This window comes from Streptomyces sp. NPDC110618, assembly GCF_055657065.1.
Map to the genome: position 1 here is coordinate 683630 of NZ_JBVKBN010000001.1, position 20242 is coordinate 703871.

Sequence of the window (20242 nt, forward strand, 5' to 3'; positions counted from 1 at the left end):
GCCCGAAAGGACTCCGCAACCATGAGCAAGCTCTCCGTCCGCCGCGTCGCCGGCCACATCGGTGCCGACATCGACGACGTCGACCTCTCCCAGCCGCTGTCCACCGAGACCGTCGAGGAGATCAAGCAAGCCCTGCACCGCCACAAGGTGGTCTTCTTCCGCGGGCAGCGCCTCGACCACGCCTCCCAGATCGCCTTCGCCCGCCACTTCGGCGACCTGACCTACGCCCACCCGCACGACGACGCCCCGCCGGAGGACCACCCGGAGATCTTCACCATCGACCCGCGCCGCTTCGAGGAGCGGTACGGCAAGACCTTCCGGGACGAGTACCGCAAGCGCCAGTACAGCTACTTCGACGGCTGGCACACCGACGTCACCGCCGCCGTGAACCCGCCCGCCGCCTCCATCCTGCGCGCCGAGACCGTCCCCGAGTTCGGTGGCGACACCCAGTGGACCAACCTCGTCGCCGCCTATGAGGGGCTGTCCGCGCCGGTGCGCGCCTTCGTGGACACCCTGCGCGCCGAGCACCGCTACGGCGGCAGCCGTCCGGTCGGTGAGGACAGCGCGTACGCCCGCCGCGTCAACGACAACCTGCTCGTCTCCGTGCACCCCGTGGTGCGGGTGCACCCCGAGACGGGGGAGCGGGCCCTGTTCGTCAACCCCGGTTTCACCAGCCACATCGTCGGCGTCAGTGCCGCCGAGAGCCGGCGCATCCTGGATCTGCTGTACGCCGAGATCACCCGGCCCGAGTACACGGTGCGCTTCCGCTGGGAGCCCGGACACGTGGCGTTCTGGGACAACCGGGCCACCGCCCACCTCGCCCCGCGCGACCTGGAGCACCTGGACGTCGAGCGCCGGCTGCACCGGGTCACGCTCATCGGGGACGTGCCCGTGGGCCCCGACGGACGCGAGTCCGAGCTGGTCGCCGGACGCGCCTTCACCGCCGACCACCGCGTCGCCGTCGCCGCCGGCTGACGACCACGTCGTCTCGCTGCCCCCTGACCACCGCCGCGCACACGCAAAGGTTCCCCGACACCGCCATGTCCCCATACCAGTCAAGACCCTTGAACCGCCGAGGCTTCCTCGCCCTGGGCAGCGGCGCGCTGCTGACCCTCGCGGGCTGTGCCTCGTCCGACGACACGGACGCCACGACGGTCGGCGCGCTGCCGACCGCGGCACCCGACAAGAGCACCACCCTGCGCCTCGGAGTGGCCACGACCGAGGCCCAGTTGAAGGCCGAACCCTCGCTCGGCCCGGTCCCGTTCCGCACCGAGTGGGTCCGGCTCAACGGCGGCCCGGAGACCATCCAGGGCTTCCGCGCCGGCGCGGTCGACCTGGCGAGCAACGCCGGGATGCCGCCGATCCAGGCACATGACATCGGCGTCGAGGCCAGGATCGTCGCCATCTCCCACAACACGGCCGTCAACTACATCCCGACCACCCGGCCGGGCAGCGACATCAGGACGGCGAAGGACGTCGTCGGCAAGAAGATCGGCTTCTCGCAGGGCCAGGCGCAGGGCGTCACGATCCTGAAGTGGCTGAAGGACAACGGCATCTCCCACAAGGACGTGGAACTGGTCCCGCTCCCGAGCGCCCAGTTCCTCACCGCCCTCCAGGGCAAGCAGGTCGACCTCGCCCCGCTGACCGAGCCGTCCCTGACGAAGTACCTGGAGCAGTACGAGAAGGACGGCGCCCGGGCCCTGCCCACCGACGTCCAGGACCTGCTCAGCCTGCTGTGGGCGCCGACCTCCGTCCTCGCCGACGACAAGAAGGCGGCGGCGGTCCGGGCGTTCATCCCGATCTGGGTCAAGGGCAACAACTGGTCCTGGGAGAACCCGGAGGAATGGATCGAGTCCTACTACGTCAAGGACCAGGGCGTCTCCAAGGAGGACGGCGAGCGGATCGTCAAGGCCCGCAGCAAGCCGCTGTACCCGACGAACTGGGACTCCTCCATCGCCTGGGAGCAGTCCATCGCCGATCTCATGTCCGGCGCCGGCTTCGTCAAGGAGTTCGACGTGAGCGTGCTCTTCGACCGGCGTTTCGAGCACATCGCCGCCGAGGCCGCCGCCGCCGAGTACCGCGGGCAGGCCTGACATGGGCGAATACCTCTGGTACATCCCGAACACCGTCGAGCCCGGTCACCGCGGTGACGACACCGTCGACGGCTGGGGCACCCTCGACCACTCCACCGAACTGGCCCGCGCGGTGGAGGACCACGGCTGGGCCGGGGCCCTGCTCGGCACCGGCTGGGGGCGGCCCGACACCTTCACCGTCGCCGCCTCCCTCGCCGCCCGTACGACGACCTTCAAACCGCTGATCGCGATCCGGCCCGGCTACTGGCACCCAGCGAACTTCGCGTCCGCCTCGGCCACCCTGGACCGGCTCAGCCGGGGCCGGGTCCTGGTCAACATCGTCAGCGGACTCGACGACGCCGCCTCCTACGGCGACGGCGAGTTCGACCAGTCCCGCCGCTACGACCGCACCCTGGAATTCCTCCGACTGGTCCGCCGCCTGTGGACCGAGGAGGAGGTCACCTTCCACGGCCAGCACTACCAGGTCGAGAACTCCCGCGTCCGGCCCCGCCCTTGGGGAGCCGAGCAGGGACACCACCCGCGCCTGTACTTCGGCGGCGCCAGCACGGCCGCCGAACGGGTCGCGGCACGCGAGGCCGACGTCCAGCTGTTCTGGGGCGAGCCCCTGGACGGCGTCGCCGAGCGCATCGACCGGCTGAGGGCACTGTCCGACTCCCTCGGCCGCACGCACCGCCCGCTGGAGTTCGGGCTGCGCGTCACGACCCTCGTCCGGGAGACCTCGGAGGAGGCGTGGCGGGCGGCCGAGGAGAAGGTCGCCCGTATGGCACAGGCGGACCCGCGGGTCCAGGAGGCGTTCCGGCGCCGTACCGCCGTCGGCCAGCAGCGTCTGCTCGACCTGGCGGACCGCGGCGACGTCCTCGACAGCTGCCTGTACACCGCGCCGGGCCGTTACGGAGGCGGCGGCGCCGGTACGACCTGGCTGGTCGGCTCCGCCCAGGAGGTCGCCGACGCCCTCGACAAGTACCGGGCGCTCGGCGTCACCCACTTCGTGCTGTCGGACACCCCGTACCAGCGGGAGATCGCCCGCGTCGGCGACAGCCTTCTGCCCCTGCTCGGAGCAACCCCGACGGAGGTCCCGGTATGACCGCGCTCCTGCACGACACCACCTCGCTGCGCGCCGTTTACGGCGCCTTCCCCACCGGAGTCGCGGCCGTCGCCGCGCTCGTCGACGGGGCCCCGGTCGGCCTCGCCGCCAGCTCCTTCACGACCGTCTCCCTGACGCCGCCCCTGGTCTCGGTGTGCATGGCGCACACCTCCAGCACCTGGCCGGTGCTGCGGCGCGCCGAACGCCTCGGCGTCAGCGTGCTCGCCGCGGACCAGGGGCCGCTGTGCCGGCGGCTCGCCGGTCCGAGCGAGGAGCGCTTCACCGCCACCGAGTGGACCACCACCCCGGAGGGCGCGGTCCTGCTGCCCAGCGCAGCGGCCTGGTTCGAGTGTTCCGTCGACAACGAGGTTCGCGCCGGGGACCACGACATCGTCGTGCTCCGCGTCCACGACCTGCGTCTGGACCGGGACGTGGACCCACTGGTCTTCCACTCCAGCGCGTTCCGCTCGCTCACCCCCCGACCCCAGGAGCCCCGATGACCTTCGACCTCTCCGCCCGCAGCGGCGCGGGCACGACGGCCACCGCCACCAAGGAACCGCCCCCGAGGACGGACACCCTGGTCCCGGCGCTCCAACGGCGCCTCGGGCGCGGCAGGTCGATCCCCTTCGGCCGGCTCCTCGGCCCGCTGCTCCTCATCGCGCTGTGGTGGCTCGCCTCCGCGGCCGGCTGGCTGGACCCGCGCAAGCTGTCGTCCCCCGGCTCGGTCCTCACCTCCGCCCAGGAGCTGTGGAGCAGCGGACGCCTCCAGGACAGCGTGCAGACCTCCCTGACCCGCGCCTTCCTCGGCCTGCTCATCGGCGTCGCGGCGGGCGTCGTCCTGGCCCTCGCCTCCGGGCTGTCCCGCACCGGCGACGCCTTCGTGGACGGCACCCTCCAGGTCAAACGGTCCATTCCCAACCTCGCCCTGCTGCCGCTGCTCATCCTCTGGCTCGGCATCGGCGAGACCATGAAGGTCGTCGTCATCGCGCTCGGCGTCCTGGTCAGCATCTACATCAACACCCACGCCGCGCTCGTCTCCATCGACGCGCGCTACGTGGAACTCGCCGAGGCCCAGCGCCTGTCCCGCTGGCAGTTCCTGCGCAGGGTCGTCCTGCCCGCCGCCCTGCCCGGCTTCTTCACCGGCCTGCGGCTCGCCGTCACCGCGGCCTGGCTCGGCCTGATCGTCGTCGAGCAGATCAACGCCACCTCCGGCATCGGCTACATGATGTTCCAGGCCCAGCAGTACGCCCAGTCCGGCATCATCCTCGTCGGCCTCGTGCTCTACGGCACCTTCGGATTCGCCTCCGACGCCCTCGTCCGCCTGGTGGAGGGGAGGGTGCTGTCGTGGCGCCGTACGATCACCGCCTGAGCGGCGCCCCGGCCGCCGCCGTCCGGATCAGCGGGCTCACCCGCTCCTTCGGGGACCGGACCGTACTCGACCGAGTCGATCTGACCATCGGGCGGGGCGAGTTCACGGCTCTGCTCGGCCGCAGCGGATCCGGCAAGAGCACGCTGCTGCGCGCGGTCGCCGGACTCGACCACAGCACCGTCGGCACGGGCGAGATCCTGGTCCCGGAACGGGTCTCGCTGGTCTTCCAGGACGCCCGGCTGCTGCCGTGGCTGCGGATCCTCGACAATGTCGTCCTCGGCCTGCCCGGCAAGGACGCCCGGGAACGCGGGCGCGTCGCCCTGGACGAAGTCCGCCTGGGCAACCGCGAGTCGGCCTGGCCGCACGAACTGTCCGGCGGCGAACAGCAGCGGGCCGCGCTCGCCCGCTCCCTGGTCAGCGAACCGGAACTGCTGCTCGCCGACGAGCCGTTCGGCGCCCTCGACGCGCTGACCCGCATCCGCATGCACCGGCTGCTGCGCCGTCTGTACGAGACGCACCGGCCCGCCGTGCTGCTGGTGACCCACGACGTGGACGAGGCGGTGACCCTGGCCGACCGCGTCCTCGTCCTCGACAACGGCGACTTCGCCCAGGACCTGCGCATCGACCTGCCCGCCGAACGCGACCCCGGCGACCCCCGCTTCCAGCACTACCGGACCACCCTGCTGGGCGCCCTGGGAGCCCTGACCGACCACCGCACGAAGGAACCGACATGAGCAAGCGCCCCGGACAACTCCACCTCAACGCCTTCCTGATGGGCGTCGGCCACCACGAGGCCGCCTGGCGGCTGCCGGAGTCCGACCCGTTCGCCTCCTGGGACGTCGAGCACTACCGCAACCTCGCCCGTATCGCCGAACGGGGCAGGCTGGACTCGCTGTTCCTCGCCGACAGTCCGGGCCTCATGGGCGACCCCGGGCGCAGGCCGGGCGGACGGCTGGAGCCGACGGTGCTGCTGACGGCGCTCGCCGGGGTCACCGAGCGGATCGGCCTGATCGCCACCGCCTCCACCTCCTACAACGAGCCCTACAACCTCGCCCGCCGCTTCGCCTCCCTCGACCATGTGTCCGGCGGACGGGCCGGCTGGAACATCGTCACGACCGCGGGCGCGGACGCGGCCCGCAACTTCGGCCTGGACGACACGCCCCTGCACAGGGAGCGGTACGAACGCGCCGACGAATTCCTTGAGGTGTCCACCAAGCTCTGGGACAGCTGGACCGACGACGCGATCGTCGCCGACAAGGCCGCCGGCGTCCACGCCGACTCCGCGAAGGTCCGCAGGATCGAGCACACCGGGCGGTTCTTCCGGGTGGCGGGCCCGCTGAACGTGCCGCGCTCACCGCAGGGCCATCCGCTGCTGGTGCAGGCCGGTTCCTCGCACAACGGCAGGGCGTTCGCGGCCCGTTGGGCGGAGGCGGTGTTCACCGCGCAGCAGACGCTCGCGGAGGCGCGGGAGTTCTACGCCGACCTGAAGAAGCGGGCCGCCGCCCTGGGCCGGGACCCGAACGGCGTCAAGATCCTGCCCGGCATCGTGCCGGTCATCGGCGAGACCGAGGCCGAGGCGGAGGAGCTGGACCGTGAACTCGACCGGCTGATCAGCCCCGAGTTCGCCAAGCGGCAGCTCGCCCAGACCTTCCGGCTCGACCCGGACGCCCTCGACCTGGACGCCCCGCTGCCCGAGAACCTGCCCTCCGAGGACGAGATCGAGGGTGCCAAGAGCCGGTACACCCTCATCGTGGACCTCGCCCGCCGGGAGAAGTTGACGGTACGGCAGCTCATTGGCCGCCTCGGCGGCGGGCGCGGGCACCGGACGTTCACCGGAACGCCCGTGCAGGTCGCCGACGCGATCGAGGAGTGGTTCGACAACGGCGCCGCCGACGGCTTCAACATCATGCCGCCGGTCCTGCCCTCCGGCCTTGAGGTCTTCGTGGACAAGGTCGTGCCGATCCTCCAGGAACGCGGTCGCTTCCGCACCGACTACACCGGCACCACCCTGCGCGACCACTACGGCCTGCCCCGCCCCGCCGACACCCTCACCACGGCACTGACCGAGCGGCAGTCCGCATGACCCGCCGTGCCCCAGTTCGCACGACCACCGGAAGGAACCCCGTGACCATCCCGTACCGCCCCTTCGGCCGCACCGGCGTGCAGGTCAGCGCGCTCGCCCTCGGCACGATGAACTTCGGCGCCCGGGGCAACCCGAGCCACGAGGACAGTGTGCGCATCATCCATCGCGCCCTCGACGCCGGGATCAACCTCGTGGACACGGCGGACGTGTACTCGCAGGGCGAGTCCGAGGTGATCGTCGGCAGGGCGCTCGAAGGCCGCCGCGACGACGTCTTCCTGGCCACCAAGTTCCACGGCCGGATGGGGGAGGACGTCAACCGGTTCGGCAACTCGCGGCGCTGGATCTTCCGCGCCGTCGAGGACAGCCTGCGCAGACTCCGGACCGACCACATCGACCTCTACCAGGTGCACCGCCCCGAGGAGGACACCGACTTCGACGAGACCCTGGGTGCGCTCACCGACCTCGTCCGCCAGGGCAAGGTCCGCTACCTCGGTACGTCCACCTTCCCGCCGTCCCGGATCGTGGAGGGCCAGTGGACGGCCGAGGCACGGGGACGCGAGCGGGTGGTGTCCGAACAGCCGCCGTACTCCATCCTGGCCCGCGGTGTCGAGGCCGAAGTCCTCCCGGTGGCGCAGCGGTACGGCCTCGCGGTGATCCCGTGGAGCCCCCTCGCCGGGGGCTGGCTCACCGGCCGCTACCGCTCGGGCGGCTCCCAGCCGGAGTCGAGCCGGGCGGCCCGCCAGCCGGGCCGGTTCGACATCGACAGCGCCGAGAACACGGCCAAGCTGGAGGCCGTGGAAGCCCTGGCCGTCCTCGCCGAACAGGCCGGACTGACCTTGATCGAGCTCGCCCTCGGCTTCGTCCTCGCTCACCCGGCGGTCACCGCGCCCATCATCGGCCCGCGCACGCTGTCCCAGCTGGAGGACCAACTCGGCGCGGCCGAAGCCCCGTTGCCGCCGGACGTGCTGGACGAGATCGACAAGATCGTGCCGCCGGGGACGACCCTGTCCGCGCGGGACGCCGGGTATGTGCCGCCCGCGCTGCGGGACGCTGCGGCACGGCGCCGGACGGGAGGCTGACCGGCACTCAGGAGGACTGAGCGCGGGCCACGCGGTCAGTGATGGTCGTCGTCATCCAGGTCGTCGTCGTCATCGTCGTCATCGTCGTCATCCAGGTCGTCGTCATCATCGTCGTCGTCGTGGCTCGCGCCGCCCTGTGGGAGACCGGGGGCCGTCTCCACCGCCGTGGCAGAGGCAGAGGCAGAGGGGGAGGCCGACGGGACGGCGGTGTCGGTGTCCGGGGGAGTCTCGGGGGCCGTCGGACTCGCGGGCTGCGCGGGACGGTCCGGCGGGGTCGCCGGCGTGACCTCCCCGGCCGTCTGCCCGGCCCCGGCCGGGGTGACGGTGATGCCGTCGGTGAGCAGTGCCATGCCCACCAGCACGCCGAGAAGCACCAGGCCCGCGGCGGCGGCCGTGGCGGCGGTGGCCCAGCGGTCGCCCAGCCGGTCCCACAGTCCGGCGCGCGCTTCGTCGGGGTCGTCGTCGGGGTCGCCCGGCAGCCGAGTCGACTGGGGGTAACTCGCGGGCGGCTGCGGGAGATCGGTGATGACAAAGGTCCGGTCGCGGGCGGCGGAGCCGTTGTCCGGGGTGTTCGGGTCGGAATCGGGTGTCACAGCGTCCTTCCTCACGGGGGGCCTCACGGGGGAAAGAGGGGTCGCTTACGCGTCAACACCCTAGGAGGGACGTCGCCTGCGCGGGGGCAGCGTTGGGCCAGCACTCGGTTAAGGGACGGCCAACATTCGTGGTGGATGAACGCAAACATCCGGCCGGACGTATGTGACGGCGGGCTGTCCGCGCGGACGTCCCGTGCTGCCTGCTGCACACAACCGGAGACTGGTGGGTCTGCTGCTATGCGTGTCTTGCTGATCGAGGACGACGACCGGGTGTCGGGGCCGCTGGTCGAGGGGCTGAGCAGGTTCGGTTTCACCGTCGACCTGGCCCGTACCGGCGCTGAGGGGCTGGCCGCCGGGGAGTGCGACATGGTCCTGCTGGACCTGGGACTGCCCGACATGGACGGCCTTGAGGTGTGCCGGGCGCTGCGGACGCGCTCCCAGGTGCCCATCATCATGATCACCGCGCGCAGCGACGAGGTCGACCGCGTCCTGGGCCTGGAGATCGGCGCCGACGACTACGTCTCCAAGCCGTTCGGCGTCCGCGAGCTGATCGCCCGCATCCGCGCCGTCACCCGCCGCGCCCAGGCCCCGCTGGTGGCGGCCGGCCCGGCACCGTCCCCGCAGCCCGGTGCCGCCGGCGGCGCCCCCGGCGTCCAGCGGATCGGCCCGCTCACCATCGACCGCCGCACCCGCCAGGTGTGCCTGGACGGCAACCCGGTCGCCCTCGCCCCGAAGGAGTACGACCTGCTGGTCTGCCTCGCCGACGACCCCGGCGCCGTCTGCACCCGCCAGCACATCCTGGACACCGTGTGGCAGCCGAACTACTTCGGCCCCACCAAGACCCTGGACGTGCACATCGCCGCGCTGCGGCGCAAACTCGGCGACTCCTCCTGGATCGACACCCTGCGCGGTGTCGGCTTCCGGCTCCAGGCGCCCGCCGCCCGGGACGCCGAGCCCGCCTGGCAGGGGCCTGCGCGGGACGTCCGGTGACCCGGCGCCTGCTGCTCAGCTACCTCAGCCTCACGCTGCTCGTCCTGCTCGCGCTGGAAGTCCCCCTCGGCTACTTCTACGCCCGGGGCGAGCTGTCCCGCTTTGAGGGCGACAACCGGCACGTCGCCGAGATGCTGGCGGGCTCGCTGGAGGACCGCATCGAACGGAGGCAGACGAAGGAACTCAAGGACCAGGTGGCCGCGTTCGCGCGGGAGACCGGGAGCCATGTCGTCGTCGTGGGCGGCGACGGACGCGTACTCGCCGACTCGCACGGCACCGTGGAGGCCGGTACGGACCTGTCGGCCGAGCCCGACATCGCCGCGGCGTTCGGGCAGCGCCACACCTCCGCCGCCGGGAGCAGTTCCGTCGTCGGCGGTGAGACCCTCGACGTCACCGTGCCCAACTCCTACGGCGCCAACGTCCGTTGCGTGGTCCGCGTCGCCTACCCCATGTCCCCGCTGGCATCGCGGATCCACGGCACCTGGACCACTCTCGGCCTCATCGGATTCGGTGTGCTGGTGGCCGTGGCGCTCATCGCGCTGGCGCTGGCCCGCTGGGTCACCCGCCCCGTGCGCGCCCTGGAGTGCGCCACCGCCGAACTCGCCGACGGCAGCGTCAAGGACCTGCCCGCCATCACCCAGGGCCCGCCCGAACTGCGACGCCTCGCCACCACGTTCGCCCGGACGGCGACCCGGCTCCAGCACCTGCTGCACGCCCAGCGGGCCTTCGCCTCCGAGGCCTCTCACCAGCTCAAGACACCCCTGACCGCGCTGCGCCTGCGCCTGGAGAACTTCGAGCCCTACCTCGACCCGCGTGCCCACGACAGCCTCGACGAGGCGATGCAGGAAGTGGAGCGCCTGGGCCGTATGGTGCAGGGGCTGCTGGCCCTGGCCCGGCTGGAGAACTCCGCCAGTACCCCCGAGGCCACCGCCCTCGGCGCCGTCGTCGCCGACCGGGCCGCCATCTGGTCCGCGTTCGCCGCCGAGCACCAGGTGCACATCGCCGTGACCGGGCAGGACGCCGGCGAGGTGTGGGCGCTGCCCGGCGCCCTGGAACAGGTCGTGGACAACCTCCTGTCCAACGCGCTCCGGGTCTCACCGCCGGGCGGCACGATCACCCTGGCCACGATGATCAACGGCGGCACCCGCGGGAGCTGGGCCGAACTGCACGTGATCGACGAGGGCCCCGGCATGACCCCGGAGGAACGGCAGCGCGCCTTCGACCGGTTCTGGCGGGCGTCCAGCACCTATCACGACGGCACGGGCCTGGGTCTGCCCATCGTGCAGCAACTCGTCCGGGCGGGTGGCGGTGACGTGGTGCTCGACGCCGCGCCCGGCGGCGGCCTCGACGCGGTCGTACGGCTGCGGGTCGTGGCCCCGCAGCGCCCGGCACCGAGCCGCGGCCCGCGCGCCACCGCGCGCAGGGCGGGGGCGAACGCCTTCTGACGGGGCGCCCGTTGCCGGGCCAGGAGAATTCAAGCGGAAGGTTAAGAACGGCAAGCTTTCGAGAGCGCACCGCCAACCCTTGGCTTTCCGCCTGGAATTCACCCGGCGCCGCCTCAAAACTCTGAAACGTCAGATCCATTCGACGTGAAGGAGTCGGCCATGCGGAAGAAGAACGCGATCGCCGCGATTGTCGTCAGCGGAATCATGCTGGGCGGTGCCGGCGTCGCCATGGGCGGCGAACCGTCCGGCACGACCCCCAACGGCAGCACGTCCGCGCAGGTCCGCTCGGACAGCTCCTCCGGTGTCAACCGGCAGTCCGATTCCGGCCTCGCGGTCGGGACCGTGGCCGCGGCCACCGACGCCGCCCTGCGGAGCGCGGGCGACGGCCGCGTCACCGAGGTCGCGATGGTGCAGAAGAACGGCACCACCGTCTGGAAGGTCACCGTCGAACAGAGCAGGCGAACAGTCCTGGTCACCCTGGACGCCACCACCGGTGCCGTCCTGTCCACCACCGACGCCGCCACCCTCGACAGCAACTGCGCCACCTCGCCCGGCACCGGCTCGGGCAGCAGCGCCGACGACGACGATGACGACTTCGACGACGACGATGACGATGACAACGACGGCGATGACGACGACGGCGATGACGACGGTCCGGACCGTGAGGGCGCCAACCCGAGCAAGTAGCCGAGCAGTTCCGTAAAAGGACCCATCGGAGAAAGAACGGGAAAGAACATCGTGACCCCCACGGACCGTTTCGTCAGAATTCTCGCCCTGGACGGTGATGGCCTGCTCGCCTCGGACGCCTACGGCCGAATTCACCGACTCGACCGGGAACTGCGCCCGGTGGCCTCCTCGCCCTTCGTCCGGCAGGGCCGCCCGCTCTACGGACTGGCCGTCGCGGAGGGCTGGGTGATCGGCAAGGACCGGATGGGCGCGGTGTTCCGCTGGTCCCTGGACACCCTGGACCTGGTCGACCGGCTGGACCCGGCGGCGATGGGCGACCGGTCCGGGCTGCGGCCCCGCGAGGAACCCTCCCCGTGCAGTTCCCGGGGCATCGGCAGCTGGCAGGACCGCGTATACGTCACCAGCGGCTACCACCGCCAGATGCTGGTGCTGGACCTGCACACCTTCGAGGTCCTGGAGATCCGGCCGAACATCTGCGGGGACAGCCCCATGGAATGGGCCTGCACCGAACACCCCACCCGGCACGCCGTGTCGGACAAGCGCGGGCACCTCAGGTTCGGCTCCTTCACCGACGGGGCCTTCCCCGACCTGGTCAAGCTGGACGACGGCAACATCCACCGGGTGCGCTACGACGCCCTGCACGACCGGTTCTGGGCCACCCAGGACTTCGGTGAGGGGGAGAACGCCGACATCGCCAACGGGGTCGTGGTGGTGAGCCCGACGGGGGAGAAGGAGGACGAGCTGCTGTTCGCCCGCGACGACGTGGAGTTCGTCGCCTTCTCGCCGGACTTCACCCGGGCCTACTCCGGCGGCTTCGACGGCGAACTGCACATCTTCGACAACTCCCGCCGGGAGCTGCGCATCTCACGCACCGTCACCGGCTTTCCCCATCAGCTCAGCGACCTGACGGTGGGCAACGCCGGCCAGGTGTACGTGCTGTGCCAGGACGGCACGGTCGTCGAACTCGACGCGGAGGGAGGGTTCGTACGCGACTCCGCGCACCGGCGCCAGGCGGTGTGGGACATCCAGCCGTCCCGGGAGGATCCGCGCACCCTGTACTGCGCCACCGACTCCGGCGTCGCCGTCGCCCGCGTGACGGACTCCGCCGCCGGACCGATGCTGCGCGTGGAGGCGGAGCACCGCACCGGAGGGGGCTTCACCCGGCGGGTGGCGCCGGTCGCCTCGGGCTGCGTCGGCATCACCCGCGACCGGGACGTCTTCCGCACCGACCGGGACGGCACACTGCGGTGGCAGGTCCGCCTGCCCGACCTGCCGCACACCGTCGCGGTCTCCCCGGACGGCGGCCGGGCGTTGGTCGCGACGAACGGCGGTGCCGTCGAACTCGACACCGCCGACGGCTCCCGCCTCGCCCGCTTCGACGTGGACGGCCTGCCCGTGTGGGCCACCGCCTACCTCCCGGACGGCGACCGGGTCCTGGTGACCAGGAACGGCGTCATCACCGTGCTCGACGCCACCGACGCGAGCCCGCGCTGGCGCTTCGACCAGGGCGAGTACCCCAAACGGGCCTGGGCGCAGGACAACCGGCTGTACGTCGTCGGCGACGGCGGCCTGAAGGAGATCGAGGTCGGGGTGGGCGTCGCCGCCCGCTGGTCCCGGCTGCTGTCGAACACGGTGGAGAACGCCGTCGTCTGCGACGGCCTGGTCCTCGCCTCCTCGTACGGCATGCAACTGGCCGCGTACGAGCACGCCGGGGTGAAGTTCGCCGGGCTGCTGGAGGACCTGCCGGACTATCCCAAGGCGCTCACCGTGATCCGGGACGCCGACGGCGCCCCCTACCTGCTGGTGGGCTGCCGCACCGGCCTGCTGTCCCTGTACCGCATGGACACCGGTGGCGGGCGCCCCGTCCTCACCAAGCTCCGCGACCACTGGCTGCCGCGCGGGCCGGTCCGGTACCGGCTGCGCCACCACGACCGCACTCCGGTACCGGCCGCTGCCGTCGGCTGAGCCCCGCGCCCGCATCACGAACCGAACCGAGGAGAGGAACCCTTGCGCGCCATCGATCTGAGGCCCGGACCGGAGGGGCATGCCGCACCCGTCACCGACGTCGCCTTCCGCCCCGACGGGAAGCGCCTGGCGACCTGCAGCTACGACGGGACCGTGCTGCTGTGGGACGTCGGCGACCCCGCCCGCCCGCGACCGCTGACCCGGCTGCACCACCGCCGCCTGGTCAACTCCGCCCGCTGGAACCCCGTACGCCCCGACATCCTGGCCACCGCCTCCGCGGACAAGACAGTGGCCGTCTGGCGGATCCCCGAACACCCCGGCACCCGGCGGCCCGAGCCGCTCACCGTCCTGGCCCGGCACACCGACGACGTCAACGCGGTCGCCTGGATGCCCGACGGCCACCGGCTGATCTGCGTCTCCGAGGACGGCCGGGCGACCCTGTGGGACACCCGCACCGGCACCTTCGAGGGCGAGGTGGGCTCCCACACCGCCCACTGCATGATGGTCTCGGTCAGCAGGGACGGCCTGGTCGCCACGGTCGGGGAGGACGGCCTGATCGCCGTACGCGACCCCGACAGCCCGGGCCGTGCGGCCGAGTACCACTGCACCGCCTCCGTCGAGGGCTGCGCCTGGTCGCACGACGGACGCACCCTGGCCATCACCCGTGACGACGGGATCGCCGAACTGCTCACCCCGCGCCTCGCGGTGCGCCGCAGCGTCACCGTCGCCGGGACCGCGGCACGGGCCGTGGCCTGGACCCGGGACGACAGCTCCTTCGTGGTCGGCGCCTACGACGGCTCCCTGCACGTGTTCGCCGCCGACGGCACCCGGCGGCACCGGTTCGGCGACCCCCGCATGTGGCCCCGTTCGGTGAGCGTGGCCCCGGGCGGTGTGGCCGCGGTGGGCAGCTTCTGGAACGGCCCTCACCTGGTGGACCTCACCACGGCCACCTCCCTGGCCGAGCCGACGGCACCCAACCACGGGCCGAACGCCATGGCGATGCTCGGCGGTGAACTGCTCGTCGGCTGCGACTCGGGCACGGTCATCGCCTTCGACCCCGACAAGGACGGCCCCGAGCGGCCACGCCTGCTGCCGGTCTCCGACAGCCCCGTCCTGTCGCTCACCACACGCGGACCGGACTTCTACGCGGGCACCTACGCGGGCTACGTGCACCGCTGCAACAACGAGGGTGAACTCCTCGCCGTCAGCGACCGGTTGGGCGCGCCCGTGCCCTCCCTGTGCCGCGTCGACGACCGGCGACTGGTGGCGGGCACCTACAACGGCGCCCTGATCGGCCTGGACGCCACCTCGCTGGCGGAGGTGGGCCGGGGCACCCCGCACGAGGGGTCGGTGAAGTCGCTCGTGCCGTTCGCGGGCGGTTTCGCCTCCGCCGCGACCGACCGTACCGTCGCCGTCGGCTCGTTGCGGGACCGGAGCGTGCTGTGGGAGCACGGCAACCTGGTCAACGCGGTCGCCACCCTCGGCGACCGGGTCGTCGCGACCGTCTCCCGCGACCACACCGTCAAGGTCGGGCTGCTGGAACGCGAGGCCGAAGGCGAGGGCTGGGAGGTGGTGCACCGGCAGACGCTCCTCGGCCCCGACGAGTCCGTCAAGTGCGTCTCCCTGCTGGGCGACCCGGACTCCCCGGTGGTGCTCGCCGGCTCCTACGACTTCGGCCTCTACCGCTGGCGCACCGACTGGGCGCACGGCACCGACCTCGCCTCGGGACGCCTGGTCGACGAGTTCCGGCAGGGCGTGTCCTGCATGCACCGCATCGACGAACGCCGGGTGGCGGTCGCGGGCTGGGACGGGCAGATCCTGGTCGTCGGCCTCGACGTGTCCGGTGAGGTCCGGGTGCTGCGCCGCTTCGACGTCGACACGCTGGTCCGGCGGGCCCGGCAGGCCGTCTGGGCGGTGGCCGGTTGAGCGCCGAACGTGGCTGCGCGCGGCACGCCGTCCGCAGCCTCGCCACCGCCCACCAGGAAGCCGCCGTACCGGCCGCGACGGTACGGACCCGGGTCCCCGTCACCCTGCGCCGCGCCCTGGGCCAGAGCACCGAACTGGTCACCTTCCACGGACTGCCCGACGACGGCGAGCACCTGGCCTGCCTCTTCGCCCCCTGGGACGACGCCGAGGCACCCTTGGTGCGGCTGCACAGCGAATGCCTCACGGGCGACGTGCTCGGCTCCACGCGCTGCGACTGCGGCCCCCAACTCGACGAAGCCCTGCGCATGCTGGCCGTCCACGGCGGCGCCCTGCTGTATCTGCGCCAGGAGGGACGCGGCATCGGCCTCTACAACAAGCTGGACACCTACCTGCTGCAGAACGAGGGCACCGACACCTTCGAGGCGAACCGGCTCATCGGCCGCGGCGCGGACGAGCGCGGCTACCTGACGGCCGCGGTCATCCTCCGCACCCTGGGCCTGGAACGGGTCCGCCTGCTCACCAACAACCCCGACAAGGTACGGCAGTTGCGCGCCCACGGCATCGAGGTCACCGAGACGCTGCCCACCGGCGTCCACCTGACCGCCGACAACGCCCGCTACCTGGCGGCGAAGGCCCGCAGCGGCCACCACCTCTCCCTGCCTACCCTCGACACGGAGGCCCCCGCATGAGACTGGAGGACGTAGCGGCCTCCCCCCACTTCAAGGAGCACGCCGCGCTCGCCGACCCCGGCCGCTTCGAGCTCCCCGTGGACGCGGCGGTGCGAACAGCCGCGCCGGATCCCGGGCAACTGGCGGCTCTCGTCGAGGACATCGCCGCCCCGCTCCCCGAACGCCTGGCCGCCGGCGGCATCCTCGCCCTGACCGGCGACCCCCGCATCACCGACATCCCGGCGGTGTGCGAAGTCCCGGGCGGCACCGTGGAGATCGGACTGCCCGAGACGGAGATCGACGCGGTCGTCGGCCGATGGGCCCACGTGGGCGTGGAACGCGAGTGGATCCAGAAGGAAGTCCCCGCCCACCACGTACGCCTGGACCCCTACCGGATCGCGACCTACCCGGTCACCAACCGCGAGTACTGCGCCTTCCTCCGCGACACCGGCCATCCCTCCCGCCCCACCACCTGGTACCTGGGCGCCTACCCCTACGCCCGCGCCAACCACCCCGTCGCCGGGATCCAGCCCGCCGACGCCGACGCCTACGCGGCCTGGCTGGCCCGGCGCACCGGCCTGCCCTGGCGGCTGCCCACGGAGGCCGAGTGGGAGTACGCGGCGGCGGGCCCGGACCGGCTCGCCCACCCCTGGGGCGACACCTTCGACCCGGCGGCCGCCAACACCCGGGAAACCGGCGTGCACACCACCACCCCGGTCGGTGCCTTCCCCGCGGGCCGCTCCCCGTTCGGCGCCCTCGACATGGGCGGCAACGTGGAGGAGTACGTGTCCGACACCTACCGCCCCTACCCCGGCGGCCCGTTCGTGCCCGACCACCTCGTCCAGACCATGGGTACCTACCGCGTCGCCCGTGGCGGAAGCTTCGCGCGCTTCGGCGACCTCACCCGCACCCGACGCCGCCACGGGCCCTTCCCCGGCCCGCTGTACCCGGCCGGATTCCGCCTCGCCCTGAGCGGAGTCGGTGACCCGAGGAAGGCAGCCGTATGACCGGCGACCTGTGGAAGAAGCTGACCAGCACCGTCGGCCTGGTCTGCACACGGCACGACGGTGTCACCAACGTCATGTCGGCGGAGTGGGCGTTCTTCGTCAACAAGCAGCCGCTGTACGCGGCGGTGGTCCTCGGCCCCCGCTCCGCCACCCGCCGGCTCATCGAGCGCAGCGGCGAGTTCTCGGTCACCCTGTGCGCCGAGGACCAGGCCGAGATCGCCGACTTCGCGGGCAGCCACTCGCTCACCGACATCGACAAGACCGCCGGCGAACCGATCCGCCTCGGCGAGCCCTCGGCAACCGCCACGCCCTGGGTGACGGGCGGCGTCGCGGCGGTGGAGTGCCGGCTGCGCCGCACCGTCGACCTCCCCGTCCACACCATGTACGTCGGTGAAGTCGTCGCCGAGCACGTGCCGGACCGTCCGCGCCGCCCCCTGGTCAAGCACGGAGCGATGTACGGACTGGGCGACCCTCTCGTACGCACCGCCGTGGTCGCCTCCGCCGAACTGCGCCCCGGGGGCGTCCTCCGGGTGGCGGCCACCGCCCCGGCCCACCACGGCACACGCACCTGGCGAGTCACCCTCCTCGACGCCGACGGCGCCCCGACCCCGCTGGGCTCCCACCCGTCGTCCGCACACGGCGACCTGCTGGTGGACGTTCATCCCCCGTGCGCGGTGGAGCCGGGGTGCCGGGTGAGGGTGGAGACACAGGACGCGAAACCAGGGTTCTCGGCCATCTCCGGAGCGGCCCGGTGAACGAGCTGCGCATCGCGGTGGCACAGACCCCGGCCCGCTCCCTCGACCTCACCGGCAACGCCCGTACGGCAGCGGCGAAGGCGGCACAGGCGGCACGCGCCGGGGCCGGGCTGGTCGTGCTGCCCGAACTGCACCTGTGCGCCTACGACTTGCCGGGGCTCGCGCGGCACACGTACGCCGCGACGGTGCACGCGGACGAGGACCGGACCGTCACGGACGTCCGGCTGTCCCCGCTCGCCCGCGCCGCGACCGAGCACGCCGTCACCGTCCTCGTGGGCGCGGCGGTCCGCCACCCCGACGGCAGCCTCACCAACTCCCTCCTGGCCGTCGACCCCGGCGGCGGCATCACGGTCCCCTACGACAAACAGCACCTGTGGCACGACGAGGAAGCGGCCCTGTTCACCGCCGGTACCCGGCCGGGCGTCCTCACGGTCGGCGGCCGACGGCTGGGCCTCGGCATCTGCTACGACATGTCCTTCCCCGAACACGCCCGCGCCGCGGCCGTATCGGGCGCCGAGGCCCTGGTGTACCCGGCCGCCTTCGCCACCGGAACCGAACACCGCGCCGCGATCTACCTGAGGGCCCGCGCCCTGGAGAACACGGTCTACACGGTCTTCGCCAACGCCATCGACGGCCCCGCGCAGCGCCCCTGCGAGGGCGCCGGAGCGGTGTACGCGCCCGACGGGTCGACGGTGGCGGAGGCGGAACCCGGCGCGGACACGATCCTCTACGCCGACCTGACCGCCAAGGCCCTCTCCGACACCCGCCGCCACCTGCGCATGCTGGCCGAGTACCGGGCGTCGCTGTCGGCGGGACCACCCTAGAAGCTCCGAAAGTTTCGGAGAAGATTCGGAAACTTCTTGCGCCCGAAGGGTTGACGGTCCATCGTCAAAGACCCAATCCTCCTGTCTGGGAAACCGCAAGCGAGTCGAAATTTCGGACGTCCGCCGTGCGGGTGCGGACGGCGCTTTCCCCGTGCTCAGGTCATTCCGTGATTTCCGCACTGGAACCTTGGAGGCACCTACATGGGCCGCTACGCCCTCCCCGGACCCGAAGTCCGCCGAAAAGCCCGCGGACTGCTGCTGGCGCTGGTCGCCGGCATCCTCGGTGTGGTCACCGCACTGGTCGCCCCGCCGTCCGCGCACGCCGCCGAGAGCACCCTGGGCGCCGCGGCGGCGCAGAGCGGCCGCTACTTCGGCGTCGCCATCGCCTCGGGCAAGCTCGGCGACTCGGCGTACACCTCGATCGCGAACCGTGAGTTCAACTCGGTCACGGCCGAGAACGAGATGAAGATCGACGCCACCGAGCCGCAGCGCGGCCAGTTCAACTTCACCGCCGCCGACCGCGTCTACAACTGGGCCGTGCAGAACGGCAAGCAGGTGCGCGGCCACACCCTGGCCTGGCACTCCCAGCAGCCCGGCTGGATGCAGTCCCTCAGCGGCAGCACGCTGCGCCAGGCGATGATCGACCACATCAACGGGGTGATGGCCCACTACAAGGGCAAGATCGCCCAGTGGGACGTGGTGAACGAGGCGTTCGCCGACGGCAGTTCGGGCGCCCGCCGCGACTCCAACCTGCAGCGCACCGGCAACGACTGGATCGAGGTCGCCTTCCGCACCGCGCGCGCCGCCGACCCGTCCGCCAAGCTCTGCTACAACGACTACAACGTGGAGAACTGGACCTGGGCCAAGACCCAGGCCATGTACAACATGGTGCGCGACTTCAAGCAGCGCGGCGTACCGATCGACTGCGTCGGCTTCCAGGCGCACTTCAACAGCGGCAGCCCTTATGACAGCAACTTCCGCACCACGCTGCAGAACTTCGCCGCCCTCGGCGTCGACGTGGCGGTCACCGAACTCGACATCCAGGGCGCCCCGGCCTCGACCTACGCCAACGTGGTCAACGACTGCCTGGCCGTGTCGCGTTGCCTCGGCGTCACGGTCTGGGGTGTGCGCGACAGCGACTCCTGGCGCTCGGAGCAGACGCCGCTGCTGTTCAACAACGACGGCAGCAAGAAGTCCGCCTACACCGCCGTCCTCAACGCTCTCAACGGCGGCACCACCACGCCCCCGCCGACCGAGGACGGCGGCCAGATCAAGGGTGTCGGCTCGGGCCGCTGCCTGGACGTCCCCAACGCCAGTACCAGCGACGGCACCCAGGTCCAGCTCTGGGACTGCCACAGCAACAGCAACCAGCAGTGGACGTACACCGACGCCGGTGAACTGAGGGTCTACGGCAACAAGTGCCTCGACGCCGGCGGCACCGGCAACGGCACCAGGGTCCAGATCTACAGCTGCTGGGGCGGCGACAACCAGAAGTGGCGCCTCAACTCCGACGGCACGATCGTCGGCGTGCAGTCGGGCCTGTGCCTCGACGCGGTGGGCGCGGGTACCGCGAACGGGACGCTGATCCAGCTGTACTCCTGCTCCGGCGGGAGCAACCAGCGCTGGACCCGTACCTGATCCGTCCTCGGACCCTGACGAGGGGCCCGCGTCCGT

General features: G+C 71.9%; 19 protein-coding genes. 18 read left to right on the forward strand and 1 reads right to left on the reverse strand.

Features of this window, described 5'->3' with window-relative positions; genetic code table 11:
* Positions 1 to 21 precede the first annotated feature (21 nt).
* From ACZ7L7_RS02950 to ACZ7L7_RS02985, 8 genes are all read left to right on the forward strand, one after another.
* The gene (locus ACZ7L7_RS02950) at positions 22 to 975 is read left to right on the forward strand and encodes a TauD/TfdA dioxygenase family protein (RefSeq protein WP_285515176.1); all 954 of its coding nucleotides are present in this window, start codon (positions 22 to 24) and stop codon (positions 973 to 975) included.
* An 89-nt stretch (positions 976 to 1064) separates the two neighbouring features.
* A complete protein-coding gene (locus ACZ7L7_RS02955) occupies positions 1065 to 2093 on the forward strand; it encodes an ABC transporter substrate-binding protein (protein WP_352230230.1) in 1029 nt (342 codons plus the stop codon).
* Between the two features lies 1 nt (position 2094).
* The gene (locus ACZ7L7_RS02960; RefSeq protein ID WP_285515178.1) at positions 2095 to 3177 is read left to right on the forward strand and encodes an LLM class flavin-dependent oxidoreductase; all 1083 of its coding nucleotides are present in this window, start codon (positions 2095 to 2097) and stop codon (positions 3175 to 3177) included.
* Entirely contained in the window at positions 3174 to 3677 is a 504-nt protein-coding gene (locus ACZ7L7_RS02965; protein WP_285515179.1) for a flavin reductase family protein, read from the forward strand. The genes ACZ7L7_RS02960 and ACZ7L7_RS02965 overlap by 4 nt, the downstream gene beginning before the upstream one ends.
* Complete coding sequence (locus ACZ7L7_RS02970; RefSeq protein ID WP_471592539.1) at positions 3674 to 4546, forward strand: ABC transporter permease; 873 nt, start codon at positions 3674 to 3676, stop codon at positions 4544 to 4546. Before ACZ7L7_RS02965 ends, ACZ7L7_RS02970 begins: the two co-directional genes overlap by 4 nt.
* On the forward strand, positions 4522 to 5280 hold the full coding sequence (locus ACZ7L7_RS02975; RefSeq protein ID WP_453601849.1) for an ABC transporter ATP-binding protein: 759 nt from the start codon (positions 4522 to 4524) through the stop codon (positions 5278 to 5280). The genes ACZ7L7_RS02970 and ACZ7L7_RS02975 overlap by 25 nt, the downstream gene beginning before the upstream one ends.
* On the forward strand, positions 5277 to 6629 hold the full coding sequence (locus tag ACZ7L7_RS02980) for an LLM class flavin-dependent oxidoreductase (RefSeq protein WP_285515182.1): 1353 nt from the start codon (positions 5277 to 5279) through the stop codon (positions 6627 to 6629). The genes ACZ7L7_RS02975 and ACZ7L7_RS02980 overlap by 4 nt, the downstream gene beginning before the upstream one ends.
* A 47-nt stretch (positions 6630 to 6676) precedes the next feature.
* A complete protein-coding gene (locus ACZ7L7_RS02985) occupies positions 6677 to 7708 on the forward strand; it encodes an aldo/keto reductase (RefSeq protein ID WP_453601904.1) in 1032 nt (343 codons plus the stop codon).
* A gap of 35 nt (positions 7709 to 7743) precedes the next feature.
* Here the strand turns inward: ACZ7L7_RS02985 and ACZ7L7_RS02990 are convergent, their stop codons facing one another.
* The gene (locus ACZ7L7_RS02990; RefSeq protein ID WP_453601852.1) at positions 7744 to 8301 is read right to left on the reverse strand and encodes a hypothetical protein; all 558 of its coding nucleotides are present in this window, start codon (positions 8299 to 8301) and stop codon (positions 7744 to 7746) included.
* Between the two features lie 237 nt (positions 8302 to 8538).
* On the opposite strand from ACZ7L7_RS02990, the gene ACZ7L7_RS02995 reads away from it, so the two are divergent.
* The 10 genes from ACZ7L7_RS02995 to ACZ7L7_RS03040 all read left to right on the forward strand — a co-directional run bounded on the left by ACZ7L7_RS02995 (position 8539) and on the right by ACZ7L7_RS03040 (position 20206).
* Entirely contained in the window at positions 8539 to 9291 is a 753-nt protein-coding gene (locus ACZ7L7_RS02995) for a response regulator transcription factor (RefSeq protein ID WP_285515184.1), read from the forward strand.
* Positions 9288 to 10736, forward strand: coding sequence for a sensor histidine kinase (locus ACZ7L7_RS03000; RefSeq protein ID WP_285515185.1), 1449 nt, complete (start codon positions 9288 to 9290; stop codon positions 10734 to 10736). The genes ACZ7L7_RS02995 and ACZ7L7_RS03000 overlap by 4 nt, the downstream gene beginning before the upstream one ends.
* A 159-nt stretch (positions 10737 to 10895) precedes the next feature.
* Positions 10896 to 11423 (forward strand): PepSY domain-containing protein, encoded by a 528-nt coding sequence (locus ACZ7L7_RS03005; protein WP_285515186.1) that lies wholly within the window; start codon positions 10896 to 10898, stop codon positions 11421 to 11423.
* A 51-nt stretch (positions 11424 to 11474) separates the two neighbouring features.
* Entirely contained in the window at positions 11475 to 13388 is a 1914-nt protein-coding gene (locus ACZ7L7_RS03010) for a WD40 repeat domain-containing protein (RefSeq protein ID WP_472074529.1), read from the forward strand.
* Between the two features lie 42 nt (positions 13389 to 13430).
* Complete coding sequence (locus tag ACZ7L7_RS03015) at positions 13431 to 15314, forward strand: WD40 repeat domain-containing protein (RefSeq protein WP_471427883.1); 1884 nt, start codon at positions 13431 to 13433, stop codon at positions 15312 to 15314.
* Positions 15311 to 16003: a GTP cyclohydrolase II gene (locus ACZ7L7_RS03020; protein WP_472074531.1), complete on the forward strand. Its 693-nt coding sequence runs from the start codon at positions 15311 to 15313 to the stop codon at positions 16001 to 16003. Before ACZ7L7_RS03015 ends, ACZ7L7_RS03020 begins: the two co-directional genes overlap by 4 nt.
* Entirely contained in the window at positions 16000 to 16989 is a 990-nt protein-coding gene (locus ACZ7L7_RS03025) for a formylglycine-generating enzyme family protein (RefSeq protein WP_285515190.1), read from the forward strand. The genes ACZ7L7_RS03020 and ACZ7L7_RS03025 overlap by 4 nt, the downstream gene beginning before the upstream one ends.
* A complete protein-coding gene (locus ACZ7L7_RS03030; RefSeq protein ID WP_471427877.1) occupies positions 16986 to 17744 on the forward strand; it encodes a flavin reductase family protein in 759 nt (252 codons plus the stop codon). The genes ACZ7L7_RS03025 and ACZ7L7_RS03030 overlap by 4 nt, the downstream gene beginning before the upstream one ends.
* Complete coding sequence (locus ACZ7L7_RS03035; protein WP_472074533.1) at positions 17741 to 18568, forward strand: carbon-nitrogen hydrolase family protein; 828 nt, start codon at positions 17741 to 17743, stop codon at positions 18566 to 18568. Before ACZ7L7_RS03030 ends, ACZ7L7_RS03035 begins: the two co-directional genes overlap by 4 nt.
* 201 nt (positions 18569 to 18769) lie before the next feature.
* The gene (locus tag ACZ7L7_RS03040; RefSeq protein ID WP_285515193.1) at positions 18770 to 20206 is read left to right on the forward strand and encodes an endo-1,4-beta-xylanase; all 1437 of its coding nucleotides are present in this window, start codon (positions 18770 to 18772) and stop codon (positions 20204 to 20206) included.
* Positions 20207 to 20242: the final 36 nt, after the last annotated feature.